Here is a 24,190-nt window from a genome sequence, read left to right as displayed (position 1 = left end):
TGGGGTCGAGCAGAACTGGCGGTGGTTCACGCAGATCGACTCAGGCTAATGGGCCAATACACATCAGTGAAGCCGAACACTGAGCCTGTGGCGAGGGTGCTTGCTCCCGCTGGACTGCGGAGCAGGCCCTTCTTGAAAGCGGGGCCGCTACGCGCCCCAGCGGGAGCAAGCTCCCTCGCCACAGGATCATCGCTGACTTATATGTGGTTGGCACAGGCTCTCTTGTGCCGACGCGAACGTCTGCACCGGGCCTTTGGTGGAGCAAATGACGGTTATCGTTAGCTGGCTAAGTTAACCCACCGTTAACAAAAAAGCCCTGCACTTTTTGTTCAGTGCAGGGCTTTGGATACCGACCTGAAGCGTAGCCTCAATAGCGGTTCGGCTCCATTTCCAGTTCGACATTGAAACGTTCGGCAATATCTTTCTGGATGCGTTGCGCCAGCTCCAGCAATTGCAGACCGGTCGCGGTGCCGTAGTTGACCAGCACCAGCGCCTGCAATTTATGCACGCCGGCATCGGCCTCGCGGAAACCTTTCCAGCCAGCGCGCTCGATCAGCCAGCCGGCGGCCAGTTTCATCTGCCCGTCTGCTTGCGCATAGGCCACCAGATCCGGGTGTTGCGCCTTGATCTGTTCGACCAGCGCCGCTGATACCAGCGGATTCTTGAAGAAACTGCCAGCATTGCCGAGCACCGCCGGATCCGGCAGTTTTTCGCTGCGAATACTGCAGATCGCGCGGCTGACGTCGCTGGGTGTCGGGTGATCAATGCCTTGCTCGGTCAGGCGCTGACGCACCGGGCCGTACTCCAGATGCAGATGGGCGACCCGATCAAGCTTGAAGCGCACCCGCAGGATCAGCCAACGCCCCGGCTGCTGCTTGAACAGGCTGTCGCGGTAGGCGAAGTTGCATTCTTCCAGGCTGAAGTCGCGCAGCTCGCCGGTCTGGCGATCCAGCGCGGTCAGCCCGGCGAACACATCCTTGATCTCGACGCCGTAGGCGCCGATGTTCTGCATCGGTGCCGCGCCCACGGTGCCGGGGATCAGGCTGAGGTTTTCCAGACCGGAAAAACCCAGCGCCAGCGTGTGCTGCACGAACGGGTGCCATGGCTCACCGGCTTCAGCCTCGATCACCACGCGGCTGCCGTCATCGCTGATCAGCCGAATGCCACGGCTGGCCATGCGCAGCACCAGCGCGGGGATATCAGCAGTCAGCAGCAGGTTGCTGCCGCCGCCGATCACCAGCAATGGCAGGTCATGGGCAGTTGCATAGGCCAAGGCTTCGCGCACGTCGGCATCGCTGTGGGCCTCGGCGAACAACTGCGCGCGAACGTCGACGCCGAAACTGTTGAACGGTTTCAGCGAAACCTGTGATTGAAGCTGCAAACTCATAACCGGCCCTTCACTTCGATCAACAGTTGGTCACAGGCTGCTTCAATCAGATCCAGTACCTGCTCGAAACCCTGATCGCCGTCGTAGTACGGATCCGGCACTTCATCGACCACACCGGCATAACGGCGCAGGAACAGGTCCAGCTCGGCCTTGCCGGTGGACGGTTGCAGCGCCTTGAGGTTGCGCAGGTTGCTGTTGTCCATGGCCAGAATCAGGTCGTAACTGGCGAAATCGGCACGACTGACCTGCTGCGCGCGTTGCGCCGACAGGTCATAACCACGCACTTTGGCTGCAGCCTGGCTGCGCTTGTCCGGCGGATTGCCGACGTGCCAGTCACCGGTGCCGGCGGAGGCCACTTCGACCTGATCCGCCAGCCCCGCTGCGCGCAGTTTGTGACGCAACACGCCTTCAGCGGTGGGCGAACGGCAGATGTTGCCCAGGCACACGAACAGAACGCGCATCAGGCCTCCAGCAGGCGACGAACGCGCTCGAGGTCTTCAACGGTGTCGACCCCGGTCGGCGGCGCGATCAACGCATCGGCGACATGAATCCGCACGCCATGCCACAGGGCACGCAGTTGTTCGAGGGATTCAGTGTTTTCCAGCCAGCACGGGCCCCAGCTCACGAAGTCCTGAAGGAACCCGGCGCGGTAGGCGTAAATGCCAATGTGGCGACGGTACGGCACGCCTTCCGGCAACACGTCGCGGCTCTTGGCGAAGGCATCGCGGGCCCACGGCAAGGTGGCGCGGCTGAAGGTCAGCGCCAGACCATTGAGGTCGCTGACGACCTTGACCACGTTCGGATTGAACAGGGTTTCGACGTCTTCGATCGGCTCGGCCAGGGTGGCCATGCGCGCTTCGGTGTGGGCGGCGAGGTTGGCCGCGACCTGATCGATCACGCTCGGCGGGATCAACGGCTCATCACCCTGCACGTTAACCACGATCGCGTCCGGCGCAAGACCCAGCTTCGCCGCGACTTCCGCCAGGCGGTCAGTCCCGGAATTGTGATCTTCACGGGTCAGCACTACTTCCGCGCCGAACACTTTGCAGGCCTCGACGATGCGCGCATCGTCGGTCGCGACCACCACACGGCTGGCGCTGCTTTTGCTCGCCTGCTCCCAGACATGCTGGATCATCGGCTTGCCGGCGATATCCAGCAGCGGTTTGCCTGGCAGGCGGGTCGAGGCGTAACGCGACGGGATGACAACGGTGAAAGCAGTGGTCATTTATCCAGACGCTCGTCAGTGGTCAGGGTGCGCGCTTCGCTTTCGAGCATCACCGGGATGCCGTCGCGGATCGGATAGGCCAGGCCGGCGCCCTTGCTGATCAGTTCGGTCTTGTCGGCGCTGAGCTTGAGCGGGCCTTTGCAGATCGGGCACGCGAGGATGTCGAGCAATTTGGTGTCCATGAACATTCCCTGGATAAAGAGTTAAGGCAAAAGACGATCGGGCAACAGGCGCATCAATTGGGTGTCGAACCAGGCCACGAAGGCCGGTGACGGCACGGCATCGACCGCCAGATACCACCAGTCGTCTGCTGCGAAGGCACGGCACTTCACCGCGTCCTTTTCGGTCATCACCAACGGCAATGACGGTGTGAAATTCAAGGCCTGCACGCTGTATTCTGCGTGGTCGGCAAACGCATGGGGGACTGCTCGCCAGTCTAGCGCTTCGAGGGTATTGAAAAAACGTTGCGGATTGCCGATCCCGGCCACCGCGTGCACCGATTGACCGGGCGCAAAATGACCGAGCGGCTTACGCTCGCCGCTGCGCAGATTGACTAGTGCGGTCGGTTGCAGGTGAAAGGCGAAGCCGTCTTCACGATCCGCAGTGGCACCGTTGAACAGCACGCCATCGACGCTTTGCAGGCGCTCGATCGGCTCGCGCAACGGACCGGCCGGCAGGCAGCGCTTGTTGCCCAAACCACGGGCGGCGTCGATCAGCACCAGCTCCAGATCTCGCGCCAAGCGGTAATGCTGCATGCCATCATCGGAGAGGATCAGGTCCAGCGGCTCACTGGCGAGCAAGGCTTTGACCGCTGCGCTGCGATCAGGGTCGATCATCAGCGGTACGCCGGTGCGCTGCACGATCAACAGCGGTTCATCGCCGGCGACGTCGGCGCTCTGCTCGGCGGTGACCCGCCACGGCAGTTGCGGCGGTTTGGCGCCATATCCACGACTGACCACACCAACCCGCAGACCGGCGCGTCGGCAATGCTCGATCAGCCACAGGATCATCGGTGTCTTGCCGGTGCCGCCGACGGTGATGTTGCCGACCACGATCAACGGCACCGGTGGCTGATAGATCTGGCCGTCACCGTCGAGAAAGCGCTGACGCTTGTTGACCACCACGCGGCGGTAGAGCATTTCCAGCGGCCGCAGCAGCGTCAGGGCCGGATGCCCCTGATACCACGCGGCGAGCAAACGATCGGACAGGCTCATCAGGATTTGGGCGCCGCCTCGACCGTGGTCATGCGCAGATGGCTGAAACCGAGCTTGCCGGCCGCGTCCATGGCGGTGATCACCGATTGGTGTTGGGTCTTGCCGTCGGCGCTGATCGACAACGGCATGTTGGTGTCACCGTTGGCTTCTTTCTGCATGGCTTCCATCAGCGTCGCCAGGTCATTCTTCGGCAAAACCTTGTTGTTCACCGAAAACACGCCTTCGGCGCTGATCGCGACGTCCAGTTGCTTAAGCTGCTGGTCTTCGGCGGGGGATCCGCTGACCGATTCCGGCAGATCGACGCGCAACTGGGTTTCGCGGGTGAAGGTGGTGGTCACGACGAAAAACAGCAACAGGATGAACACCACGTCGATCAGCGACGCGAGGTTGATGTCGATCGTTTCCCGGGGTTTGCGACGGAATTTCACGCTTTGTCCCCGGCCAGATCGACGTCACGGTCGCCCTGCACCACTTCGACCAGTTTGATCGCTTCCTGCTCCATGCCCACCACCAGCTCATCGATGCGGCGTTGCAGGAAACGGTGGAAGAACACCGACGGAATACCGACCATCAGGCCCGCCGCAGTGGTGATCAGTGCCTTGGAAATACCGCCGGCCAGGACCGAGGCGTTGGTGGTCATGCCGGAACCGGTGAAGGCGCTGAAAATGTCGATCATGCCCAGTACCGTGCCCAACAGGCCCAGCAACGGCGACATGGCGGCAATCGTGCCCAGCGCGTTGACGTAGCGTTCGAGCTCGTGAATCACCCGCGCGGCGGCTTCTTCGATGCATTCCTTCATGATCTCGCGACCATGCTTGGAGTTGGCCAGGCCCGCGGCGAGGATTTCACCCAGCGGCGAGTTGGCGCGCAATTCCTTGAGCTTTTCTTTATTGAGCTGCTTGTCCTTGATCCAGACCCAGACCTGACCGAGCAGATGCTCGGGGGTGACGCGGCTGGCGCGCAGGGTCCACAGGCGCTCGGCGACAATCGCCATGGCCGCGATGGAACTCAGAATGATCGGCAACATCATCCAGCCGCCGGATTTGACCAATTCCCACACAGTGACAGTCCCCTCGAAAAAGTGCGCCACTTTACCATACCGGTTCGCGATTAAGACCCGCTGCCCCGACGACCTGATGCCACATTCGGCGATCCCGCGATCAATGGTGTTTCAACGCCAGAAACGCCGTTGTTGACGCATCAGCCTCGGTGCCTGAAAGCTGCCCAGGCGCAGTTGAATGGCGCCGTGCTGCGCGCTGTCGTAGATGCGCAGCCCTTGCTGGCGATAACGCGCGAGCACCAGCGGGTGCGGATGACCGAACGAATTGCCCTGCCCCCGGGAGATCAGCACCGAATGCGGACGTAATGCCCGCAGCAAAGCCATCGAAGAGGAACTGCGGCTGCCATGGTGCGGCGCTTGCAGCCAGTGCGTCGGCAGCGCCAACGGACTTTCCAGCAAAACCCGTTCGGCAGCCGTGTCGATATCGCCGGTCAGCAGCAGCCGCTCGCCATTGGCATCGATCTGTAACACACAGGAGCGCTGATTGCTGTCATGGGCCGCCGACCATTGCCACAGCTGAAAACTGACCCCGTCCCACTGCCATTGACGTCCACTTTCACAGGCCTCGGCCTGCAGGATGGCGGGTAGCCCCGGCGGATCGCCGCTGATCACCCGCGTCACTTTCAAGCCCCGCGATACTGCCAACGCACCACCGGCATGGTCGGCGTCGGCATGACTGAGCAGCATCAAATCAATGCGCTCGACCCCCAGTTTGTGCAGCGCCGGCAGCACCACCCGCTCCCCCAGATCGAAATCGCCGAAGCGTGGACCGGCGTCGTAGAGCAACGCGTGATGGCGGGTGCGGATCAGGATCGCCAGGCCCTGACCGACATCGAGCTGCCAGACATCGGCCTGGCCCTCGGCCACCCGCTCGCGAGGCGGCGCCAGCAGAATCAACAGCAACGGCCAGCCCAACGGTCGCAATGGCACCCCGCGCGGCAACAGCAACAGCAAGGCGCCGAGACTGCCGAGCAGCAAAACCCACCACGGCAACGACGGCGAGATCCACGCCGGCCAAGCCCCGGCGATCAGCGACAAGCCACGAAACAGCCAGTCGATCAAACCACCGGCCAGCCACAACAAGCCTGCACCGACGTAAGGCACCGGCAACAACAGCGTGCCGAGCAGCGCCGGTGGCAGCACCAGCAGACTGACCCACGGCACCGCGAGCAGATTTGCCAATGGCCCGCTGAGGCTGATCGGCAGGTTCAGCGCCAGCAACAGCGGGCACAGACCCAGCGCAATCAGCCATTGCGCGCGGGTCCAGGTCTGCCACCATTTCCACGCACCGAGTCGCCCGCCGAAGGTGAAAATCAAAATCCCCACCGCGGCGAACGACAGCCACAAACCCGGACGCAAACTGGCTAACGGGTCGAGCAACAGCAACGCATCGAATGCCAGCAACAGCGGCCACCACGCGCCGAGATGGCGAAAGCGCAGGCGCCACAACAACACCAGCCCGACCATCACGCAGGCCCGTTGCACCGGCACGTCAAACCCGGCGAGCAAGCCGTAACCAAGCGCCGCGGCAAACGCCAGGCCGCAGGCCCATGGCAGCCATGGCCAGCGCAGCGGCCACCAGCCGTAGCGCGCCAGCCCGGCGACCAACAGATAGATGACCGCCGCCAACATCCCGATGTGTTGACCGGAAATCACCAGCAGATGCACGGTGCCGGTGTCCTGCAGGATCTGCCAATCCTCGCGACTGAGCCCGGAGCCGTCGCCGAGCACTAGCGCCGCCAATGCACCGCCCCGGCCTTGGGCATCGACTGCCATCAAGCGCTGACGAATGCTGTCGCGCCATGCCCAGTTTGCCTCGGCCAGGCGCTGACCATCCTTGATCGTGCCGGTCGCGCCGATGCGTTGCGCCAACAGCCAGGCTTCGTAATCGAAGGCGTCGGGATTGAGCAAACCACCGGGGCGCCTGAGCTTCACCGCCAGGCGCCAGCGCTCGCCGCTGTTGAGCGGCGGTCCGGCGTACCACGCCAGACGCATCAACGACGGCAATTTCTCGTGGCGCGAACGAGCATCGGCTAACTCGAAACGCACCACGCCCTCGCTGTTTTGCGGCAAACCTACCACCCGCCCCTCAACCCAACGGGTTTCGCCATCAAGCACTGCGGGCAGACGATCATTCAATGCCCATTGCGCACTGACGCACGCCCAGGTGAAACCGAACAGCAGAAACGCCAGGGGATAGCTGCGAAACGGCAGCAACATCAGTCCCACCAACGGCAACAACATCATCAACCCGACCGGCGGTAAAACCGGCAAAAAAACCGGAACCAGCAGACCGACTGCCAGCGCCATCATCCCTGTGCGCATAAGCCCGTCCTTGAGAGTTCGTGCATTAGGCGTAGCTGGTATGAGGGCGGGTCGTCGTCAACAATTGTCACAAAGTCTGAATGGGCGCTTCGTAGAATCCAGACATACTTGCCGCCTTAACCGACCGAGAAGCCTTATGCCCCGGCGCTTATTCAAACGTTACATGCCCGATCCGACGAGCATCAGGGAACACAAATCCTTACGCTTTCTCGGCAAGTTGCTGCATGACCCGAACCTCTGGCACCTCAATCGGCACTCGGTGGCCCGGGCGATGGCCGTCGGCCTGTTCGCGGCGTTCCTGCCGATTCCGGCGCAGATGCTGGTGGCGGCGGCACTGGCAATCACTGTGCGCGGCAACATGCCGATTGCCGTCAGCCTGGTCTGGCTGACCAACCCGATCACCATGCCGGCGGTATTTTTCTGCACGTACCAGACCGGGGCCTGGTTAATGAGTGTGCCCGCCCGCACCCTGCCCGATTCGTTGACCTGGGAATGGATCAGCGGAGAGTTGTCGACCATGTGGCAGCCGTTTCTGCTGGGATCGGTGGTATGCGGGCTGCTACTCGGCATCCTCGCCTACTTCACGGTCATGCTGTATTGGCGCTGGTGGGTGGCGCGGCAATGGGCGCGGCGCAAGAAAAGCCGCAAGCCTTGAATGCAAAACGGCCTCCGCAGTGGAGGCCGTTTTTTGTAGCGTCTGAATAGGCCCCATCGCGAGCAGGCTCACTCCTACATAGGAACGCGCCCTTCTGTAGGAGTGAGCCTGCTCGCGATGGCAGCGACGCGGTTTCGGATCAGGTCCGCATCCCGCGCCCACTCACCAGCAACCGCGCACAACCGAGGTACAACACCACCGTCGCCACCAGCATGAAGGTGATCGCGATGCCGATGCGGATATCCGATACGCCAAGAATGCCGTAACGGAAGGCGTTGACCATGTGCAGCACCGGGTTGGCCAGCGACACGGTCTGCCAGAACGGCGGCAGCAAGGTGATCGAGTAGAACACGCCACCGAGGTAAGTCAGCGGCGTCAGCACAAACGTCGGGATGATCGAGATGTCATCGAAGTTGCGCGCAAACACCGCGTTGATGAAGCCCAGCAGCGAGAAGATCGTCGCGGTCAGCACCACCACAAGGATGGTCACGCCGAGGTGATGCACCTGCAGATGAGTGAAGAACAACGACAGGATGGTCACGATGACCCCGACCATCAAGCCACGCAGCACGCCGCCAATGGTGAAGCCGATCAGAATCGTGTGCGGCGACACCGGCGAGACCATCAGTTCCTCGATGGAACGCTGGAACTTGCTGCCGAAGAAACTCGAGACCACGTTGCCGTAGGAGTTGGTGATCACCGACATCATGATCAGCCCCGGCACGATGTACTCCATGTAACTGAAGCCACCCATGCCGCCAATCTGCTTGCCGATCAGGTTACCGAAGATCACGAAGTACAGAACCATGGTGATCGCCGGCGGCAGCAGGGTCTGCGGCCAGATCCGCGTGAAGCGTTTGACCTCGCGATAAACGATGGTCTGGAGGGCGACGAGGTTGGGGCGGAACTCGGAACTCATACCGCCACCTTCGACAGATTCTTCTCTACCAGAGACACGAACAGCTCCTCGAGGCGATTGGTTTTGTTACGCAGGCTCAGCACTTCAATATTCTGCTGCGCCAATTGGGTGAACAGCGCGGTGATGCCCATGGATTTGTCGACCTGGACCTCCAGGGTATGGCCGTCGAGCAACCGAGCGGGATAGCCGATCAGTTGCGGCGCGGCGTGCAAGTCGTTTTTCAGGTCGAGCAGGAAGGTTTCGACGTGCAGCTGGCCCAGCAGCTGTTTCATGCTGGTGTTCTCGACAATGGTGCCGTGGTCGATGATGCCGATGTTGCGGCACAGCTGCTCAGCCTCTTCCAGATAGTGCGTGGTGAGGATGATGGTGATGCCTTTCTGGTTCAGCTCGGTGAGGAACGTCCACATCGAGCGACGCAGTTCGATGTCGACGCCAGCGGTCGGCTCATCGAGGATCAGCAGGCGCGGCTCATGCACCAGGGCACGGGCAATCATCAGTCGGCGTTTCATGCCGCCGGACAGCGAACGCGACGGCACATCGCGCTTGTCCCACAGGCCGAGCTGGGTCAGGTACTGCTCGGCGCGTTCCTTGGCGATCTTCGCCGGGATGCCGTAGTAACCGGCCTGGGTCACGACGATGTCGAAAGTCTTTTCGAACTGGTTGAAGTTGAATTCCTGGGGCACCACACCGATCGAGCGCTTGAGCGCGGCGGGGTTCTTGTCCAGGTCATGACCGAAGATATTCACCGTGCCGCTGGTCTTGTTGACCAGGGTCGAGAGAATGCCGATGGTCGTGGATTTGCCGGCGCCGTTGGGGCCGAGCAAGGCGAAAAAGTCACCTTCGGCGACGTCCAGATCGATACCACTCAAGGCCTGGAACCCGTTGCCGTAGGTTTTGGTTAGCTGCCGGATGGACAGAGCGGAACTCATATCGGATTTACGCACCAAGAAGGGAAGAAAAGGAAAGATTGGGCCGGGCGGCGAACAAAACAACCACGGCGCATGAGCGCAATGGTGCTTGCCGCCGCCACACAAGTACAGTCAAGAGTGTCGATAGTTATTATCAAGTCAACGCGGTCATGACTGCTTTTTGATAAGCCGGACGCTGCTTCAACCGTGCATACCACGCTTCCAGATGCGGCTGCGCGGCGCGTTCGATGGGCATCTCGAACCAGGCATAAATGAAACTGCCCAGCGGAATGTCGCCCATGCCGATTTCGCTGCCGGACAGGTACGGCTGGCTGGCGAGGGCCTGATCGGCCATGGCCAGCAGCGCGGTGCATTCCTTGATTGCGGCGTTGATCGCCGGCCAGTCCTGCTGGTCCGCTGGGGTACGCAATACGCCCCAGAACACGGTGCGGAACGGCCCGGCAAAACTCGAGGTGGTCCAATCCATCCACTTGTCCGCGATGGCCCGGGCTTGCAGGTCTGCCGGATACCAGGCGCTGTTCGGTGCATGCCTGGCCAGCAGGTAACGCACGATGGCATTCGATTCCCACAGCACGAAGCCGTCATCCTCGATCACCGGTACCCGGCCGTTCGGGTTCATCGCCCGGTATTCAGGCGTGTCGACCACACCGAAGGCGCCACCGGCGTCAATCGCCTCGTAGGCCAGGCCCAGTTCCTCGGCGGCCCACAGTGGCTTCCTGACATTCGATGAGTTTTTCCGTCCCCAGATCTTCAGCATGACCGCCTCTTTTCCAATGCGTGGGCAGGCAGCATACGCCGGATCAGACCCGACTCAAATCACTCTGCATATCGCCCAAGACCTTCGCCTGATGTTCGCCGAACAGATGCGGGTAGCACTTTTCCAGGTGTTCGAAAAAGAACTGCTCCGGCACATCGGTGAACTGGCCGTGATCGACCAGATACTCCATCAGCAGCGCGCCGTCACGGTTGTACGGGTGGAAAACGCTGTCATTGATCCCGTCAAAGTCCAACGGTGCGACGTTGAACAGTTCGCACAGTTGCTGATTGAAGGCCGGCGTGGCTTTGACCCAGCGCTCGTTGAGGAACAGCTCGGTGTAACCGTGCATGGCGAACACATCGCTGCGCAACAACTCCAGCAAACGCGGGGTCGACAGGTGATTCTTGACGTCGGCCAGACCGATGCGTGCGGGAATGCCGCAATGCCGTGCGCACCCGGCCAGCAATGTGGCCTTGGGCACGCAATAACTTTCCCCGGCCGCCAGCGCATGACTGCCGCACAGGGTCTGTGGGTCGAGGCTGAAGGTATAAGGGTTGTAGCGCACCGCTTCGCGCACGGCGTAATAGAGACTGATCGCCTGCGCGAGCGGGTCGCGGCTGGCACCACGCTGTTGTTCGGCGAACTCCACCACCGCCGGGTGGTCACTATCGATGAAGCGGCCGGGGCTCAGATACTCGCGCATGACGATGTTCTCCTGGGTAAGCCCCGAGTCTAGCGACAGCTCAAGCACAGAGATAACGACGTTTCGGCCAAACATGCACGCGAAGACGCGGGAGCGGCGAACGATTTCCCACGGGTGTTGCCCACCGAACCTACGAAAACCATCCGGGGTTTCCCACGAGTTCAATCACCATGTTCTGACCACCCCGTTTTACAGATGCCGTCTACGCTCTGAAGGGTCGGTTTGCCTTGGTTCACGGAGGATTACATATGCTGTTGTTGTGGATACTGGTTCTGATCGTCGGTGTGGCGTATCTCGCCCACCGCCGCATCGCCCCCCTGCCCGCGTTGGGTATCGTCGCCGTATACCTGCTGGCGATGGGCATTTTCAGCCATGCCCCGGGCTGGCTGCTGCTGGTATTTTGGGTGGTGCTCGCGGCGGTTGCCGCGCCGCTGCTGCTGCCTGACCTGCGCCGCAAACACTTCACCGCGCCGCTGTTCAACTGGTTCCAGAAAACCCTGCCGCCGATGTCGCAGACCGAACGCGATGCGATCGATGCCGGTACCGTGTGGTGGGACGGTGAGCTGTTCAGCGGCCGTCCGGACTGGGACAAGTTGTTGTCCTACCCGAAAGTGCAACTGACCGAAGAGGAACAGGCCTTTATCGACGGCCCCACCGAAGAACTCTGCGCGATGGTCACTGACTGGCAGATCGGCCAGTCGATGGACCTGCCGCCCGAAGCCTGGAGCCACATCAAGGAACACGGTTTCTTCGCCCTGATCATTCCCAAGGAATTCGGCGGCAAGGGCTTTTCGGCCTATGCCCACTCGCAAGTGGCGATGAAACTCGCGACCCGCAGCGGCGACCTCGCCTCCACCGTGATGGTGCCCAACTCCCTCGGCCCGGCCGAACTGCTGCTGCATTACGGCACCGATGAGCAACGCAACCACTACCTGCCGCGGCTGGCCCGTGGCGACGACATTCCGTGCTTCGCCCTCACCGGCCCACTGGCCGGTTCCGATGCCGGCGCCATGCCGGACACCGGGATCATCTGCAAAGGTGAATGGGAAGGCCAGGAAGTCATCGGTCTGCGCCTGAACTGGGAAAAACGCTACATCACTCTCGGCCCGGTCGCGACCCTGCTCGGTCTGGCCTTCAAAGCCTATGACCCGGAGCATCTGCTGGGCGACAAGGAAGATCTCGGCATCAGTCTGGCGCTGATCCCCACCGATACACCGGGTGTGGAAATCGGCCGTCGTCACCTGCCACTGGGTGCCGCGTTCATGAACGGCCCGAACTCGGGCAAAGACGTGTTCATCCCGCTGGACTACCTCATCGGCGGCCAGGACATGCTCGGCAAGGGCTGGATGATGCTGATGAACTGCCTGTCGGTCGGGCGTTCGATTTCGCTGCCGGCAGTCGGCACTGGCGCGGCCAAATTCACCAGTCTGGTGACCGGTCAATACGCGCAGATACGTGAGCAGTTCAACGTCCCGCTGTCGGCCTTCGAAGGCATTCAGGAAGCCATGGCACGCATCGGCGGCAACGCCTGGATGATGGACGCCGCGCGCATGCTCACCGCCAACGCGGTGGATCTGGGCGAGAAACCATCGGTGCTGTCGGCGATCCTCAAGTATCACCTGACCGAACGCGGCCGCGAGTGCATCACCCACGCCATGGACGTGCACGGCGGCAAGGCGATCATCATGGGGCCGAACAACTACCTCGGGCGCAGCTGGAACGGCGCGCCGATCTTCATCACCGTGGAAGGCGCGAACATCCTCTCGCGCAACCTGATGATCTTCGGTCAGGGCGCCATTCGTTGCCATCCGTTCGTCCTCAAGGAAATGGCCCTCGCCGGCCGTGAGGACAAGGAACAGGCATTGAAAGAATTCGATGGCCTGCTGCTCAAGCACATCGGTTTTGCCGTCGGCAACGCCGCCAGCACCCTGGTGCTGAACCTGGGCTTCGGCCACTTCGAACATGCACCCGGGGACAGGATCAGTCAGGGCTACTTCCGCGCACTCAATCGGCAGGCAGCGGCATTTGCCATGCTGGCCGACTTCAGCATGATGCTGCTGGGTGGCGAACTGAAGCGCCGGGAACGCCTGTCCGCACGTCTTGGCGATGTGTTGAGCAACCTGTATCTGGCCTCCGCTGCGCTCAAGCGTTATCACGATCTGGATTCGCCGGCGCATATGGAGCCGCTGTTCCGCTGGGCCATGGAAGAAAGCCTCGGCCAGTCGGAACGGGCGCTGGATGAGCTGCTGAGCAACTTCCCGAACAAAGTATTTGGCTGCCTGCTGCGGGTGATCGTGTTCCCGTTCGGCCGTCGCCACAAAGGCCCGTCGGACAAGCTCGGCGCCGAAGTGGCAGCGGTGATCGGTCGTGCCAAAGGCGATCCGACCCTCGAAGAACTGCTCGCCGGCTGCTATCGCCCGCAGTCCGTCGACGATGCCGTCGGTGCCCTGCAACACGCCAGCGATTTGCTGAATGCCGCCCAACCGCTGCACAAAAAACTGCACACCTCGCTCAAGAGCGGTCAGGTCAAACCGGTGGCTGGCGAACACGCCATCGACGCCGCACTGGAGGCCGGGGTGTTGCAACCGCAGGAAGCACAGACCCTGCGCGATGCCGAAGCGGCGCGGCGCAAGGTGATCGACGTCGATGATTTCGACAAGGAAGAACTGAAACAGGCTGAGGGCAAAGTCCGCTGATGCCGACGACCGTGTAGCTGTTTATTTGTGAAAAACGGGCACGAGAGCTTTATACTCCCGCGCCCGTTTTGCTCTTGAGGACTTATCTCGTGTCCAACGTCGTTGCCGATCATCTGGTTTTGCTCGACCATCTGCGCAGTATCCTGGTCGCCGTAGGTGAGGCCGAACAGGTTCCCGAAGAAAGCCATGCCTTGTTCCTGGAGCGCTTTGACGAACTGCTGGCGTCCCTGCCGATCGATCCGATCGAAAGCCAGTACCTGGGCCAGGACATCCTGACCCAAGTGATTACCCGTTATCCGCAAATTGCCCACCTGATTCCACGGGATCTGCTGTGGTTCTTTGCCGGCGACTGCCTGCACTACCTGTCCGATGAAGAAATCGACCTGTATCAGGCACTGGAAGAACGTCGCTACGAGGCCGAACAGAACGACGAACCGTTCGACTGGAATCAGGAAAAACAGTTGCTGGCGATGTCTGCTCAGGACAGCAAGCACTGATTTTCTGCCCGGTTGAGAAAAGGCCCGCATGGTGATTCATGCGGGCCTTTTTATTGTTCGGCGTTTACAACAATCCTTCGCTTTCGGGCAGCTCGTAGGCCATCGCCAGATTATTCGGCGCCCCCGCCTTGCCCGGCTTGCTCAACGTCGGCTCCTTTTCCAGGCACTCCACCAGATAGTCGATGAACACCCGTAGCTTCGGCGGCAGATAACGCGTGGGCGAATGCAGCAACCACAGACCACCGTGGTAGGAAGCGAGGAACGTCCACTCCGGCAACACCTGCACGATCAACTTCTGCTCAAGCGCATAACGCGCGGTGAAGTACGGCAAGCTGCCAATACCAATGTGCTGCAACACTGCCCCGAGCCGCACGCCGGTATGGTTGGCGGCATAGCGGCCACGTACGCCGACGGTCACCGCTTTACTGCCCTTCTTGAATTTCCAGCGTGCATCGCTTGGGGTTTCCCCCAGATAGATGCAGCTGTGATTGAGCAAGTCATGCGGGTGGGTCGGCGTGCCGTGTTCGGCCAGGTATTGCGGGGTGGCGCAGAGCAAATGGTCGATGGTCAGCAACTGCCGTCCGACCAGCCCGGCCGGCGGTCGATCAGTGATACGAATCGCCAGGTCGACATGATCGTCAATCAAATCAACCTGGCGGTCTTCCAGCAGCAACTCGACATCGACTTTCGGATAACGCCGCAGAAACTCAGGCATGTGCGGATGAATCACGAAACGCCCGACCGCTTTCGGCACACTGACCCGCACCAGCCCTTCCGCCTCGTGGGTGAACTGCCCACTGATCTCCATCACCGATTTGGCGGCGCTGACCATCTCCTGACAGCGCTTGAACACTTCCTCGCCACCGTCACTCAAGCGCAGTTTGCGCGTAGTGCGCTGCAGCAAACGCGTGGCCAGGGCCTTTTCCAGCCGGGAAATGCTGCGACTGATCGCCGACGGCGACGAGCCCAACTGGCGGGCCGCCTCGGAAAAACTGCCGGTCTCCACGACCTTGACGAAGATCGCCATTTCACCGAGCAGTGGCAGCGGAAGATTAATGCTCACAGCGCACAAGTCCTTTGATGTTTGAACGGATTATCACGTTATTGCACGATTCATATAATAAAAACAGACACTTTAATAAGGGCATGGAATATGACGCTTCGCCTCTTTTTCCATAGTGATGACCTCAAGGCTAATGTGGAAGTCCTCGACTGCACGCCCCACGAGAACGAATTTGCCGTGGTGCTGCGCGCCACGTTGTTTCATCCGCAAGGCGGTGGTCAGCCTTGTGACACCGGCATGATCGGCGAAAGCCAGGTGCTGCGCGTGGTGCAGGAACCTGACCGGATAGTGCATTACGTCGATCGTCCGGTAAAACCCGGCATGACCTGTATTCATGTGGATGAACAACGTCGCCGCTACAACACCCGCATGCATTCGGCCGGGCACCTGATCGGGCATTTCGTGCAGGCCATGGGCTGGACGCCGATCAAGGCACACCACTGGCCAGACGAAGGCCGGGTGCAATTCAAGCCGGGCGATGCCGCTCAGGAAGTCGACGCGCCAACCGTTCAACACGGTATCCGTCAGTGGATCGAACACGATCTGCCGCGCCTGACCTCACTGCGCGAAGGCGCGCGGGAAATCGGTTTTGGCGAGCTGCCGGCCTATGGCTGCGGTGGCACCCATGTACGCAGCCTGAAGGATTTGGGCACAGTCACGATCGCCTCGCTTTCGCAGAAGAAAGGCACGTTATCCGTCCACTACAGCGTGGATTAAGCTTCTCGGGCGCTGCTCTGCGCAGCGTCCGACGCCGGGGGAACCGCACTCGTCGGTTCCGTTGACTATCGATAGATGGACCTAAAAACAATGATGCTAGACGTCGAGCGTCTCGATGAGACGTGCATAAAAAAACTGGCCAACGAAGAAGTCCTCGCCATCCGCGTCAAAGGCTTCTTGCCCGAGCCGCTGGCGATCGAGATTGGCGACAAGATTCTTGCACCGGGCTTTGAGGGCTACATCAACGCGCCGAGCATCGGCCGGATCGGCATGGCGTTTTACGAGGCGGAAAACCAGCCGCTGCTGATCGAGGACTACTTCGAGCGCGCCACCCGCAACATCGCCGAACTGCGCGAGCGCTGTGCGCCCTATTCCTCGCCGGTCGACACCCTGCGCTGCATGCTCGACGAGTCGTGGCCGGCCGGCGCGCATCTGGAAAACCTCTATGGCCGCAAGATGTATGTCGGCCTGTCGCGGGTGGTCAAACCCGGTGTGTGCTTCCTTGCCCACCACGACATTTTCGCCAAGGACGCCCCGGACAGCTTTCAGGCCCGCAGCCTGGAGGCGCAGTTCGCCTGTAACGTCTACTTGAACATGCCGACCGAGGGCGGCGCACTGCAGATGTGGGACGACGACATCACCCCGGATCAGTTCGACCAGATGCGTGGCGACAGTTACGGCATCGACCCGGCGCTGCTCGGCCCACCGACCCTGGAAGTGCGGCCTGAGCCGGGCGATTTCATCATGTTCAATTCGCGCTGCATGCACTCGGTGACCCCGGGCGTGGCGGATCCGCGCTTGAGCCTTTCGTTCTTTGTCGGCTATCGCGGCAATGCTTCACCCCTGACCTTCTGGAGCTGAGATGTTATCGAACTACCTGGGCGAATTTCTGGCGCTGGCCACCATTCACTTTCTGGCCGTGGTCGCTCCCGGCCCGGACTTTGCCGTGACCATTCGCCAAAGCGTGCGCTTCGGCCGACTGGTGGGCATCTGCACCGCACTGGGCATCGGCACCGGCATTTCCGTGCACGTTCTCTACACCTTGCTCGGCGTTGGCGCCCTGATGCACACCACGCCGTGGTTGCTGACGGTGGCCAAGGTGATCGGTGGCGCATACATCTTTTACCTCGGCATCAGCCTGATCCGCAGTAAACCGAAGACCACGCTCGAAGGCGAAAAAAGCGCTGACGAACCGCTGGTCGAGCAGTCGCTGTTCAAGGCGTTCAGCACCGGTTTTCTGACCAATGCCACCAACCCCAAGGCCACGCTGTTCTTCCTGGCGATCTTCACCACGATCATCAGCGCCAGCACCCCGCTGAATATTCAGGCGCTGTACGGGGTGTGGATGTGCTTCGTCAATGCGCTGTGGTTCGTGATCGTCGCGCTGTTTTTCTCCAGCAGCCGGGTACGCACCCTGTTCATGCGCATGGGCCATTGGTTCGAGCGCAGCATGGGCGTGATCCTGATTCTGTTCGCCGGCAGGCTGGTGCTGTCGATGTAAAAACGACACCCAAAGACAAGGCCCGGTCAGTTGCACACTGCTCGGGCTTTTTTCGTTTGTGCGCCGCTTTTGCATTTCTGTGCGACGGATCCCACTTCAGGGGCTCCCCTTCAACACCTTCGCGGTGTTAGTTTGGAAAAGATTTGTTTCAACTTTCAAACACTTCCACTCAACTGCCTGCAAAGGAATGCCCACCGCAATGAATTTTTCTCTCAAGCGACTGGCCGCTACCAGCCTGATCCTGGCCAGCTTTTCTGCGTTCACCCTGCCCGCGCAGGCCAACATCACTCCGCAACAGAGCGCAGCCATTCTCAAGAGTTTCGATGAGGCGAGCCTCACCGACTTCCGTCAGTTTCTGGGTGCCGTAGGCAAGAGCGACCTGGGTAAAACCGACAACCTCGGCCCGGCGATCAACGCCTTTCTCGACAACAAGACCCCGAGCGCGGAACAGCAGAACGAGATCTACCGCCTGCTGGGCATCTACACCCGCGCCAAGTACGGCAAAGCCGCCTTGGAAACCCTGCGCGAACTGGTTGAAATCCCGACCTTCCAGAAAGAAGGCGTGGCCCAGCACGACAATCCGGAGTTCATCAAGATCGCCGAAAAGATCAAGAACCTCGCCGAATCGTTCAACCTGAAGTTCCGCAACGTCGACAACCGCGTCTATGAAATTTCCCTCGACGGCAGCGGCGACGAAGTCGTGGGCATTCACGCGCACGCCGACGTGGTGCCGGTCACCCCGGAAAACTGGGTGCTGAAGGACGGCACCAAACTCGACCCGTTCAAAGTCACGCTGATCGGCGACCGCATGTACGGTCGCGGCACCGAGGACGACAAGAACGGCATCGTCGTCGCGATGTACGCGATGAAAGTGATCAAGGAAGAAAAGCTGCCGCTGGCACGCAACTTCAAACTGCTGGTGGACACCACTGAAGAAACCACCGGCGACGCGATCCCGTATTACTTCGAACACAACCCGACACCGAACTACAACATGGCGCTGGACGGTGGCTACCCGGTGGTTATCGCCGAGAAAGGCTACGGCACGGTCATGGCCAACTTCCCGCTGCGCAAGGCTGAAGGCAGCGGCGCAGAAATCATCTCGATGACCGGCGGCCTGGCAACCAACCAGATTCCATCGGTCTCGGTGGCGACACTCGTCACCGACAAGCCTGAGCAACTGGCTGCGAGTCTGCAGAAAGCCGGCAGCGAATACGCGAAAAAACACGGTGGTGACTTCCAAGTCGCAGCCAAGGTTGACGGCAAAGACGTCAAGCTGAGCGTTACCGGCGTGTCAGCGCACTCCTCCGAGCCAGAGTCCGGCGTCAACCCGGTCGCGCGGATGCTCGACTTCATCAACAGCCTCGACGGCGAGGTGGCGCTCAAGCACAACCAGATCACCGACGCTGCACGCTATGCGTCCACCAACTGGGGCCTGGATTACCTCGGGAAAAAACTCGGCGTGGGCTTCTCAGATTCGTTCATGGGCCCGTTGACCACCTCGCTGACCTACGTTGGCGTGGACGACAAAGCCTTCAAACTGGCAGTCAACCTGCGTGTGCCGAAGGGCAAATCGCCAGAAGTGCTGAAGAAGCAAATCGCTGACAAGCTGGCGGCCTGGAGCAAGAAAACCCACGTTGCCGTGGACTTCACCTACTCGATCGCCGAGCCGATGTACCGCAATCCGGAAGGCGAATGGGTCAAAGCCCTGCTGGCTGTGGCCACTGAAAACCTTGGCATGAAGCACGAGTTCGGCACGTCTGCCGGCGCGACCTCAGTGCATGAACTGCCGAACGGCGTGCAATTCGGCCTGGCCCGGCCTGAAGTGAAATACACCGGGCATACCGATGGCGAGTTCAAGACGGTTGACCAGTTCCTGCTGGATCTGCAGATCGTTACTGAGATGATGGGCCGTGTCGGCCAGCTACCGAAGCTCTGATAAGGCATGGGCCCGTGATTCAGCGGGCCTGACGTGAAAACAAAAAAGGACCCGAAGGTCCTTTTTTGTTGCGCGCTGAATGCTGCACAAACAAAAACGCCGATCATCACTGATCGGCGTTTTTGTGAAATTGGAGCGGGAAACGAGACTCGAACTCGCGACCCCGACCTTGGCAAGGTCGTGCTCTACCAACTGAGCTATTCCCGCAATGGCGTCCCCTAGGGGACTCGAACCCCTGTTACCGCCGTGAAAGGGCGGTGTCCTAGGCCACTAGACGAAGGGGACAGGCTACAACTTTCACTAATAAAAACGCCGCTCACTGAGCGGCGCTTTTAGAATTTGGAGCGGGAAACGAGACTCGAACTCGCGACCCCGACCTTGGCAAGGTCGTGCTCTACCAACTGAGCTATTCCCGCAAATGGCGTCCCCTAGGGGACTCGAACCCCTGTTACCGCCGTGAAAGGGCGGTGTCCTAGGCCACTAGACGAAGGGGACACGCTACCCGGAACACATGGTGTGTGTTTCGGTGTCCAGACCCGCATCCGAAGACTTGGTTCTGGTTTCACTCAGCCCCGCCCTAGAGCAGTGCTGTTTAAAATTGGAGCGGGAAACGAGACTCGAACTCGCGACCCCGACCTTGGCAAGGTCGTGCTCTACCAACTGAGCTATTCCCGCATTGGCGTCCCCTAGGGGACTCGAACCCCTGTTACCGCCGTGAAAGGGCGGTGTCCTAGGCCACTAGACGAAGGGGACACGCTACAACATTCACTCCCTGCCGCGTTTCGCTGTGTGCTTTACGCTGCAAGTGGCGCGCATTCTATGGATGGTTTGAGAGGTCGTCAACCCCCGAATATAAATTTATTTAAATCAATGACTTCGACCTGCTTTACGGGAGCATTCGGGCTTTTCCGTCGCCCGACGATTGACGCCTATATTCCGCCACTCGCCAAGGCGTTATAGTCCGCAACACAATGATGGCAATCTGCGCACCTTGCGCCAGCATTCATATAAGCAGTGTGCAGCCGATATAGACAGAAGCTGCTGAATCAACTCGTCGAGCGGCGCTGGGCGCCTGAATGTCCAGCCACTACACTCGCATGCGAACCCTATAAAGAGGTCTTACCGGTGACACCACTCATGATCACCCTGCTAGTCATAGCCGGGATCGCAATTCTGATCGCCATTGGCTACATGAACCATGTGGTGGAAAACAACAAACTGGAGAAGGCCCGCACCAAAGTCGAACTCAACGACCGCCTGCGCCGCTGCGGTGAGCTGACCGAAACCTTCCCCGGCCAGTTCATGACCCCGGCACTCAAGCTGCTGCTGACCCGTCTGGAGCTGAACGTCTGCCAGCGCCTGCTGAACCTGGAAAAAACCAGCGCCACGACCAAGGCACGGATCACCGAACTCAGCGCACTGGTGGCCCAAGGCGAATCGATCCCGGTCAACAACCCGCCGGCACCGATCCTGACCGAAGCCAAAGCCAAGGACGTCCGCTTCCTGCTCGAAGCCCTGCACGGCCAGATCACCCGCGCCGCCCATGACGGCTTCCTGCCACCGAACGAAGCCAAACACTGGATCAAGGAAGTCCGCCACATCCTGGTCCTGCTGCACATCGAATTCTTCAACAACCTCGGCCAACAATCCCTGCAACAAAACCAACCCGGCCAGGCCCGCCTCGCCTTCGAACGCGGCGTGCAATACCTGCGCAAACAGCAAGACCCGCAGATGTACTCGGAACAACTGCAATACCTGGAAAAACTCCTGGCCCGTGCCAATGCCCAGGTCATGGACAAGATTGCTCCGGTTGAAGGCGAAGTCAACCAGTTGACCGAAGGCCTCAAAGAAGTCGAAGCCGATGCGGACTGGAAGAAGAAAGTGATTTACGACTGATGGTCGAGAGTTGAGAGAAGCCACCGGGAGGTGGCTTTTTTGTGGGTGATGGGCTGACTGCCATTGCGAACATTCAGTTAGAGATTGGTTGGCAGTAAGGCCGCCTTCGCGAGCAAGCCCGCTCCCACAGTGGGCATGAGTTTATTCAGTTGGAGACTGGTCGGCTGTCAGGCCGCCATCGCTGGCAAGCCAGCTCCCACAGTGGGATAGGGTGAGTGAGTTAGAAAACTTGTCGGCTGTCAGGCCGCCTTCGCGAGCAGGCTCACTCCTACAGAAGAGCGAGATAGTGCACCGCTTCGCTCTTCCCCACTCAAATGGCCGAGTGTCAGCTCGCCGAAAGCTCTTGATCTTGCCGTGCCGGCCCCGTCGGCAGGCTGAGTGGAGGGGTTCATCCGGGGGTGGGAGCGCAGCGACCGTTTGGCGCAGCCAAACACATCGAGAGCAGGTGCAGCGAAGCAAACCGGAGGCGATGCGCCCGGATGAATCCCGGAGCGAAGGAACCCGAGCCTAAGCGAGGGCCGAACGCCGGGGCCAAGCCTTTTGCTTACTTTTCGGCGTCTGGAAAAGTGAGCCGCTGTAAGAGCGGAACCATAAGAAGCCGTTACCGCAGCAACGGATATTCACCCAAAACCCCAAGAACCTGGTCGGCCCAGAGGCCGCCAAGTCAAAGCCGAAAATGCCCAACCATCCCCTTGAGCTCCCCTCCCAACCGCGCCAGCTCAACACTCGAAACCGCATTCCCCCGCATCGCCATCGAAGACTGATCCGCACTCGCACGAATACTCGTCACACTGCGATTGATCTCCTCAGCCACCGAACTCTGCTCCTCCGCCGCCGCCGCAATCTGCTGATTCATCTGCTGAATCAACGAAACCGCCGCCGCAATACTGCCCAGCGCACTCTCGGTCTGCAGCGCATCACTGACCGCCAGCTTCACCAAGTCACCACTGCTCTGAATCTGCTGCACCGACGAATGCGCCGCCGAACGCAACGCACTGACCAGCCGCTCGATCTCCTCGGTCGATTGCTGCGTACGCCGCGCCAACGCGCGAACCTCATCAGCCACCACCGCAAAGCCCCTGCCCTGTTCCCCGGCCCGCGCCGCCTCGATCGCGGCGTTGAGCGCCAGCAGATTGGTCTGCTCGGCAACGCTCTTGATCACATCCAGCACCGTACCGATGTTCTGGATCTGCGCACTGAGGCTTTCGATGCTCGAACTGGCTGATGTCGCCGAATCCGCCAGTTGCTCGATCCGCACCATGCTCTGGCGCACCACCTGCTGCCCGCTCTCGACCTTGGCATCCGCCGTTTGTGCGGCCAGCGCGGCCTCCTCGGCATTGCGCGCCACGTCATGCACGGTGGCGGTCATCTGGTTCATGGCCGTGGCCACTTGCTCGGTCTCTTCCTTCTGGCTGTTGACCTCAAGGTTGGTCTGCTCGGTTACCGCCGACAGCGATTGCGCGGAACTGGCCAACTGCTCGATGCCCGCCTGCAAACCGCTGACGATCGTGCTCAGCCCGGTGCCCATCTGCTGCATCGCCAGCATCAGTTGCCCGATTTCATCACGACGAGTGACCTCTATCCTCGCACTCAAATCCCCCGCCGCAATCTGCTGTGCGACCCGCATCACGCTGCGCAACGGCGTGACAATCAAACGGGTGATGAGCCACGCGGCAATCAGCCCGACCAGCAATGCCAGCGCCGAAGAACCGATGATCAACACCGAGTTCTTCTTCAATTCCGCCTGCATCGCGCCGTCCTCGGCGCCATACGCCTGATCCACACGCTCCATCACCTGCGCCGCACGCTGGTGCAACTGTTCGTAGACGGTTTTTTCCTGGGCCAGCAGGCCGGTGTACTCGGCGAGCTTGTCGTTGAAACCGGCGATGTGCCCGGACACTTCATTGAGTACCGTCAGATAGCCCTCATCCTTGACCGTGGTCTTCAACTGCTCGGCCTGAGCCTGCGCCTGGGCGGCCTGCTCGATATTGCCCTTACCGGCACTCTCGGCATCGCCCTTGCGGCTCTGGTCGAGACGAACCCGCGCCTCGTTCATCGCCTGCAACATCAGCCGCGACACCTGGCTGACCTGGCTGGCCTGTTCGATGAACTGTGCGCCGTCCTTGCCTTCGGTGTCCTTCAAGGTATACGCGCCATCATCGGCCAGACCGGCCTGCAATACGTCCAGGTTATTGGCCACGCTGGACACCGACCAACTGGCCATTTCCAGCGCCAGATCCTTGGCCTGGGTCAGCGAGACAAACTCATCGAAAGCCTTGCGATAAGCGCCCAATGCCTGTTCGACATCGCTCATCACCGCCACGTTGGCCGGGGATTGCGCCTTGAGTTGCGCGGCCTGGGCCAGCAAACCGTCTACGCCTTCGTGCAAGGCATCGACGGTTTTCGGGTTGCTGTGCAGCGCATAGTCCTGCTCCAGCAGCCGCACCTTGAGCAGTGCACTGTTGAGCGACGACATCTGCTTCAGCCCATCGAAGCGCTGACTGATGGTCTGCAGGGACCAGACACCAATGGCAGCCACCAGCGCAGTCAACAGCAGCACCAGCACGAACCCGATACCCAGTTTCTTCGCCATACCGAGGTTGGCAAAACGTCCTTGCACGGCGGAAATCATTGCGCGTAGTCCCCTGCCAAAGTCTGTTGCCGAAGATTCGCAACGGCCATGGAGCAGCACAAGTCTCTGGCGACG

The 24,190-nt window shown here is 60.6% G+C and carries 22 protein-coding genes, 6 tRNA genes and 1 pseudogene; 8 read left to right on the top strand and 21 right to left on the bottom strand.

Annotation, left to right across the window (positions count from 1 at the left end):
* Nucleotides 1-367: 367 nt before the first annotated feature.
* The 8 genes from murB to VLA07_RS07815 form a co-directional block, all read right to left on the bottom strand.
* Nucleotides 368-1,387 carry a UDP-N-acetylmuramate dehydrogenase gene (murB, locus tag VLA07_RS07850; protein WP_333988975.1) on the bottom strand — a complete coding sequence of 340 codons (1,020 nt, stop codon included), beginning with the start codon at nucleotides 1,385-1,387 and terminating at the stop codon, nucleotides 368-370.
* Nucleotides 1,384-1,848, bottom strand: coding sequence for a low molecular weight protein-tyrosine-phosphatase (locus tag VLA07_RS07845; protein WP_007967581.1), 465 nt, complete (start codon nucleotides 1,846-1,848; stop codon nucleotides 1,384-1,386). The genes murB and VLA07_RS07845 overlap by 4 nt, the downstream gene beginning before the upstream one ends.
* Nucleotides 1,848-2,612 carry a 3-deoxy-manno-octulosonate cytidylyltransferase gene (gene kdsB / locus VLA07_RS07840; protein WP_333988974.1) on the bottom strand — a complete coding sequence of 255 codons (765 nt, stop codon included), beginning with the start codon at nucleotides 2,610-2,612 and terminating at the stop codon, nucleotides 1,848-1,850. Before kdsB ends, VLA07_RS07845 begins: the two co-directional genes overlap by 1 nt.
* Nucleotides 2,609-2,794 (bottom strand): Trm112 family protein, encoded by a 186-nt coding sequence (locus tag VLA07_RS07835; protein WP_003174668.1) that lies wholly within the window; start codon nucleotides 2,792-2,794, stop codon nucleotides 2,609-2,611. The genes kdsB and VLA07_RS07835 overlap by 4 nt, the downstream gene beginning before the upstream one ends.
* Before the next feature lie 21 nt (nucleotides 2,795-2,815).
* On the bottom strand, nucleotides 2,816-3,826 hold the full coding sequence (gene lpxK / locus VLA07_RS07830; RefSeq protein WP_103369229.1) for a tetraacyldisaccharide 4'-kinase: 1,011 nt from the start codon (nucleotides 3,824-3,826) through the stop codon (nucleotides 2,816-2,818).
* The gene (locus tag VLA07_RS07825; RefSeq protein WP_103369230.1) at nucleotides 3,826-4,254 is read right to left on the bottom strand and encodes an ExbD/TolR family protein; all 429 of its coding nucleotides are present in this window, start codon (nucleotides 4,252-4,254) and stop codon (nucleotides 3,826-3,828) included. Before VLA07_RS07825 ends, lpxK begins: the two co-directional genes overlap by 1 nt.
* The gene (locus VLA07_RS07820) at nucleotides 4,251-4,886 is read right to left on the bottom strand and encodes a MotA/TolQ/ExbB proton channel family protein (RefSeq protein WP_003227083.1); all 636 of its coding nucleotides are present in this window, start codon (nucleotides 4,884-4,886) and stop codon (nucleotides 4,251-4,253) included. The genes VLA07_RS07825 and VLA07_RS07820 overlap by 4 nt, the downstream gene beginning before the upstream one ends.
* Nucleotides 4,887-4,997: 111 nt before the next feature.
* A complete protein-coding gene (locus VLA07_RS07815; RefSeq protein WP_333988973.1) occupies nucleotides 4,998-7,211 on the bottom strand; it encodes a DNA internalization-related competence protein ComEC/Rec2 in 2,214 nt (737 codons plus the stop codon).
* Between the two features lie 136 nt (nucleotides 7,212-7,347).
* Between VLA07_RS07815 and VLA07_RS07810 the strand changes: the two genes are divergently transcribed.
* A complete protein-coding gene (locus tag VLA07_RS07810) occupies nucleotides 7,348-7,866 on the top strand; it encodes a DUF2062 domain-containing protein (protein ID WP_333988972.1) in 519 nt (172 codons plus the stop codon).
* Nucleotides 7,867-8,005: 139 nt separating this feature from the next.
* On the opposite strand, the gene VLA07_RS07805 is transcribed toward VLA07_RS07810, so the two are convergent.
* The 4 genes from VLA07_RS07805 to VLA07_RS07790 form a co-directional block, all read right to left on the bottom strand.
* Entirely contained in the window at nucleotides 8,006-8,785 is a 780-nt protein-coding gene (locus VLA07_RS07805; protein ID WP_027612336.1) for an ABC transporter permease, read from the bottom strand.
* On the bottom strand, nucleotides 8,782-9,714 hold the full coding sequence (locus tag VLA07_RS07800; protein ID WP_027612335.1) for an ABC transporter ATP-binding protein: 933 nt from the start codon (nucleotides 9,712-9,714) through the stop codon (nucleotides 8,782-8,784). The genes VLA07_RS07805 and VLA07_RS07800 overlap by 4 nt, the downstream gene beginning before the upstream one ends.
* A gap of 133 nt (nucleotides 9,715-9,847) precedes the next feature.
* Complete coding sequence (locus VLA07_RS07795) at nucleotides 9,848-10,471, bottom strand: glutathione S-transferase family protein (RefSeq protein ID WP_123588805.1); 624 nt, start codon at nucleotides 10,469-10,471, stop codon at nucleotides 9,848-9,850.
* Between the two features lie 43 nt (nucleotides 10,472-10,514).
* Entirely contained in the window at nucleotides 10,515-11,174 is a 660-nt protein-coding gene (locus tag VLA07_RS07790) for a transglutaminase-like domain-containing protein (protein WP_333988971.1), read from the bottom strand.
* A 248-nt stretch (nucleotides 11,175-11,422) separates the two neighbouring features.
* Here VLA07_RS07790 and VLA07_RS07785 point away from each other — a divergent pair, with 248 nt between their 5' ends.
* Nucleotides 11,423-13,870, top strand: coding sequence for an acyl-CoA dehydrogenase (locus VLA07_RS07785; RefSeq protein ID WP_333988970.1), 2,448 nt, complete (start codon nucleotides 11,423-11,425; stop codon nucleotides 13,868-13,870).
* Between the two features lie 89 nt (nucleotides 13,871-13,959).
* Entirely contained in the window at nucleotides 13,960-14,367 is a 408-nt protein-coding gene (locus VLA07_RS07780) for a PA2817 family protein (protein ID WP_007967565.1), read from the top strand.
* 64 nt (nucleotides 14,368-14,431) lie between these two features.
* Here the strand turns inward: VLA07_RS07780 and VLA07_RS07775 are convergent, their stop codons facing one another.
* Nucleotides 14,432-15,430, bottom strand: coding sequence for a LysR family transcriptional regulator (locus VLA07_RS07775; RefSeq protein WP_025112989.1), 999 nt, complete (start codon nucleotides 15,428-15,430; stop codon nucleotides 14,432-14,434).
* 90 nt (nucleotides 15,431-15,520) lie between these two features.
* On the opposite strand from VLA07_RS07775, the gene VLA07_RS07770 reads away from it, so the two are divergent.
* The 4 genes from VLA07_RS07770 (at nucleotide 15,521) to VLA07_RS07755 (ending at nucleotide 19,587) form a co-directional block, all read left to right on the top strand.
* Nucleotides 15,521-16,147 (top strand): serine-tRNA(Ala) deacylase AlaX, encoded by a 627-nt coding sequence (locus VLA07_RS07770; RefSeq protein WP_027612330.1) that lies wholly within the window; start codon nucleotides 15,521-15,523, stop codon nucleotides 16,145-16,147.
* Nucleotides 16,148-16,237: 90 nt separating this feature from the next.
* Nucleotides 16,238-17,008, top strand: a complete 771-nt coding sequence (locus VLA07_RS07765) for a 2OG-Fe(II) oxygenase (RefSeq protein WP_047600411.1) — start codon at nucleotides 16,238-16,240, stop codon at nucleotides 17,006-17,008.
* A 1-nt stretch (nucleotide 17,009) separates the two neighbouring features.
* Nucleotides 17,010-17,648 (top strand): LysE family translocator, encoded by a 639-nt coding sequence (locus VLA07_RS07760; protein ID WP_333988969.1) that lies wholly within the window; start codon nucleotides 17,010-17,012, stop codon nucleotides 17,646-17,648.
* Between the two features lie 199 nt (nucleotides 17,649-17,847).
* Complete coding sequence (locus VLA07_RS07755) at nucleotides 17,848-19,587, top strand: dipeptidase (protein WP_333988968.1); 1,740 nt, start codon at nucleotides 17,848-17,850, stop codon at nucleotides 19,585-19,587.
* 131 nt (nucleotides 19,588-19,718) lie between these two features.
* Here the strand turns inward: VLA07_RS07755 and VLA07_RS07750 are convergent.
* The 6 genes from VLA07_RS07750 to VLA07_RS07725 all read right to left on the bottom strand — a co-directional run bounded on the left by VLA07_RS07750 (nucleotide 19,719) and on the right by VLA07_RS07725 (nucleotide 20,340).
* Nucleotides 19,719-19,794: transfer RNA gene (locus tag VLA07_RS07750), tRNA-Gly, on the bottom strand.
* A 2-nt stretch (nucleotides 19,795-19,796) separates the two neighbouring features.
* A tRNA-Glu gene (locus VLA07_RS07745) sits at nucleotides 19,797-19,872 on the bottom strand.
* Nucleotides 19,873-19,927: 55 nt separating this feature from the next.
* A tRNA-Gly gene (locus VLA07_RS07740) sits at nucleotides 19,928-20,003 on the bottom strand.
* Between the two features lie 3 nt (nucleotides 20,004-20,006).
* A tRNA-Glu gene (locus VLA07_RS07735) sits at nucleotides 20,007-20,082 on the bottom strand.
* 104 nt (nucleotides 20,083-20,186) lie between these two features.
* Nucleotides 20,187-20,262 (bottom strand) — tRNA-Gly (locus VLA07_RS07730).
* A 2-nt stretch (nucleotides 20,263-20,264) separates the two neighbouring features.
* Nucleotides 20,265-20,340, bottom strand: a tRNA-Glu gene (locus VLA07_RS07725).
* Between the two features lie 384 nt (nucleotides 20,341-20,724).
* Between VLA07_RS07725 and VLA07_RS07720 the strand changes: the two genes are divergently transcribed.
* Nucleotides 20,725-21,483, top strand: a complete 759-nt coding sequence (locus VLA07_RS07720; protein ID WP_171061878.1) for a hypothetical protein — start codon at nucleotides 20,725-20,727, stop codon at nucleotides 21,481-21,483.
* Nucleotides 21,484-22,147: 664 nt separating this feature from the next.
* Here the strand turns inward: VLA07_RS07720 and VLA07_RS27190 are convergent.
* Nucleotides 22,148-22,852 carry a methyl-accepting chemotaxis protein gene (locus tag VLA07_RS27190; protein ID WP_414889529.1) on the bottom strand — a complete coding sequence of 235 codons (705 nt, stop codon included), beginning with the start codon at nucleotides 22,850-22,852 and terminating at the stop codon, nucleotides 22,148-22,150.
* Between the two features lie 204 nt (nucleotides 22,853-23,056).
* A pseudogene (locus VLA07_RS27185) lies at nucleotides 23,057-23,110 on the bottom strand (hypothetical protein); the annotation flags it as partial.
* Between the last annotated feature and the right edge of the window lie 1,080 nt (nucleotides 23,111-24,190).

Origin of the sequence: Pseudomonas sp. S3(2024), assembly GCF_036861315.1 — a bacterium.
GTDB lineage: Bacteria > Pseudomonadota > Gammaproteobacteria > Pseudomonadales > Pseudomonadaceae > Aquipseudomonas > Aquipseudomonas putida_A.
Note: the sequence above shows the minus strand (reverse complement) of the source record. Positions and strands in the feature narration are given on the sequence as shown.

Excerpts from the sequence above, each read along its gene's own strand:
- VLA07_RS07835 (WP_003174668.1), bottom strand. The coding sequence starts at position 2,794 with ATGGACACCAAATTGCTCGACATCCTCGCGTGCCCGATCTGCAAAGGC.
- VLA07_RS07815 (WP_333988973.1), bottom strand. The coding sequence starts at position 7,211 with ATGCGCACAGGGATGATGGCGCTGGCAGTCGGTCTGCTGGTTCCGGTT.
- VLA07_RS07800 (WP_027612335.1), bottom strand. The coding sequence starts at position 9,714 with ATGAGTTCCGCTCTGTCCATCCGGCAGCTAACCAAAACCTACGGCAAC.
- VLA07_RS07845 (WP_007967581.1), bottom strand. The coding sequence starts at position 1,848 with ATGCGCGTTCTGTTCGTGTGCCTGGGCAACATCTGCCGTTCGCCCACC.
- VLA07_RS07760 (WP_333988969.1), top strand. The coding sequence starts at position 17,010 with ATGTTATCGAACTACCTGGGCGAATTTCTGGCGCTGGCCACCATTCAC.
- kdsB (WP_333988974.1), bottom strand. The coding sequence starts at position 2,612 with ATGACCACTGCTTTCACCGTTGTCATCCCGTCGCGTTACGCCTCGACC.
- VLA07_RS07805 (WP_027612336.1), bottom strand. The coding sequence starts at position 8,785 with ATGAGTTCCGAGTTCCGCCCCAACCTCGTCGCCCTCCAGACCATCGTT.
- VLA07_RS27190 (WP_414889529.1), bottom strand. The coding sequence starts at position 22,852 with ATGACCGCCACCGTGCATGACGTGGCGCGCAATGCCGAGGAGGCCGCG.
- murB (WP_333988975.1), bottom strand. The coding sequence starts at position 1,387 with ATGAGTTTGCAGCTTCAATCACAGGTTTCGCTGAAACCGTTCAACAGT.
- VLA07_RS07810 (WP_333988972.1), top strand. The coding sequence starts at position 7,348 with ATGCCCCGGCGCTTATTCAAACGTTACATGCCCGATCCGACGAGCATC.
- VLA07_RS07785 (WP_333988970.1), top strand. The coding sequence starts at position 11,423 with ATGCTGTTGTTGTGGATACTGGTTCTGATCGTCGGTGTGGCGTATCTC.
- VLA07_RS07720 (WP_171061878.1), top strand. The coding sequence starts at position 20,725 with ATGATCACCCTGCTAGTCATAGCCGGGATCGCAATTCTGATCGCCATT.
- VLA07_RS07765 (WP_047600411.1), top strand. The coding sequence starts at position 16,238 with ATGATGCTAGACGTCGAGCGTCTCGATGAGACGTGCATAAAAAAACTG.
- VLA07_RS07755 (WP_333988968.1), top strand. The coding sequence starts at position 17,848 with ATGAATTTTTCTCTCAAGCGACTGGCCGCTACCAGCCTGATCCTGGCC.
- VLA07_RS07795 (WP_123588805.1), bottom strand. The coding sequence starts at position 10,471 with ATGCTGAAGATCTGGGGACGGAAAAACTCATCGAATGTCAGGAAGCCA.
- lpxK (WP_103369229.1), bottom strand. The coding sequence starts at position 3,826 with ATGAGCCTGTCCGATCGTTTGCTCGCCGCGTGGTATCAGGGGCATCCG.
- VLA07_RS07790 (WP_333988971.1), bottom strand. The coding sequence starts at position 11,174 with ATGCGCGAGTATCTGAGCCCCGGCCGCTTCATCGATAGTGACCACCCG.
- VLA07_RS07770 (WP_027612330.1), top strand. The coding sequence starts at position 15,521 with ATGACGCTTCGCCTCTTTTTCCATAGTGATGACCTCAAGGCTAATGTG.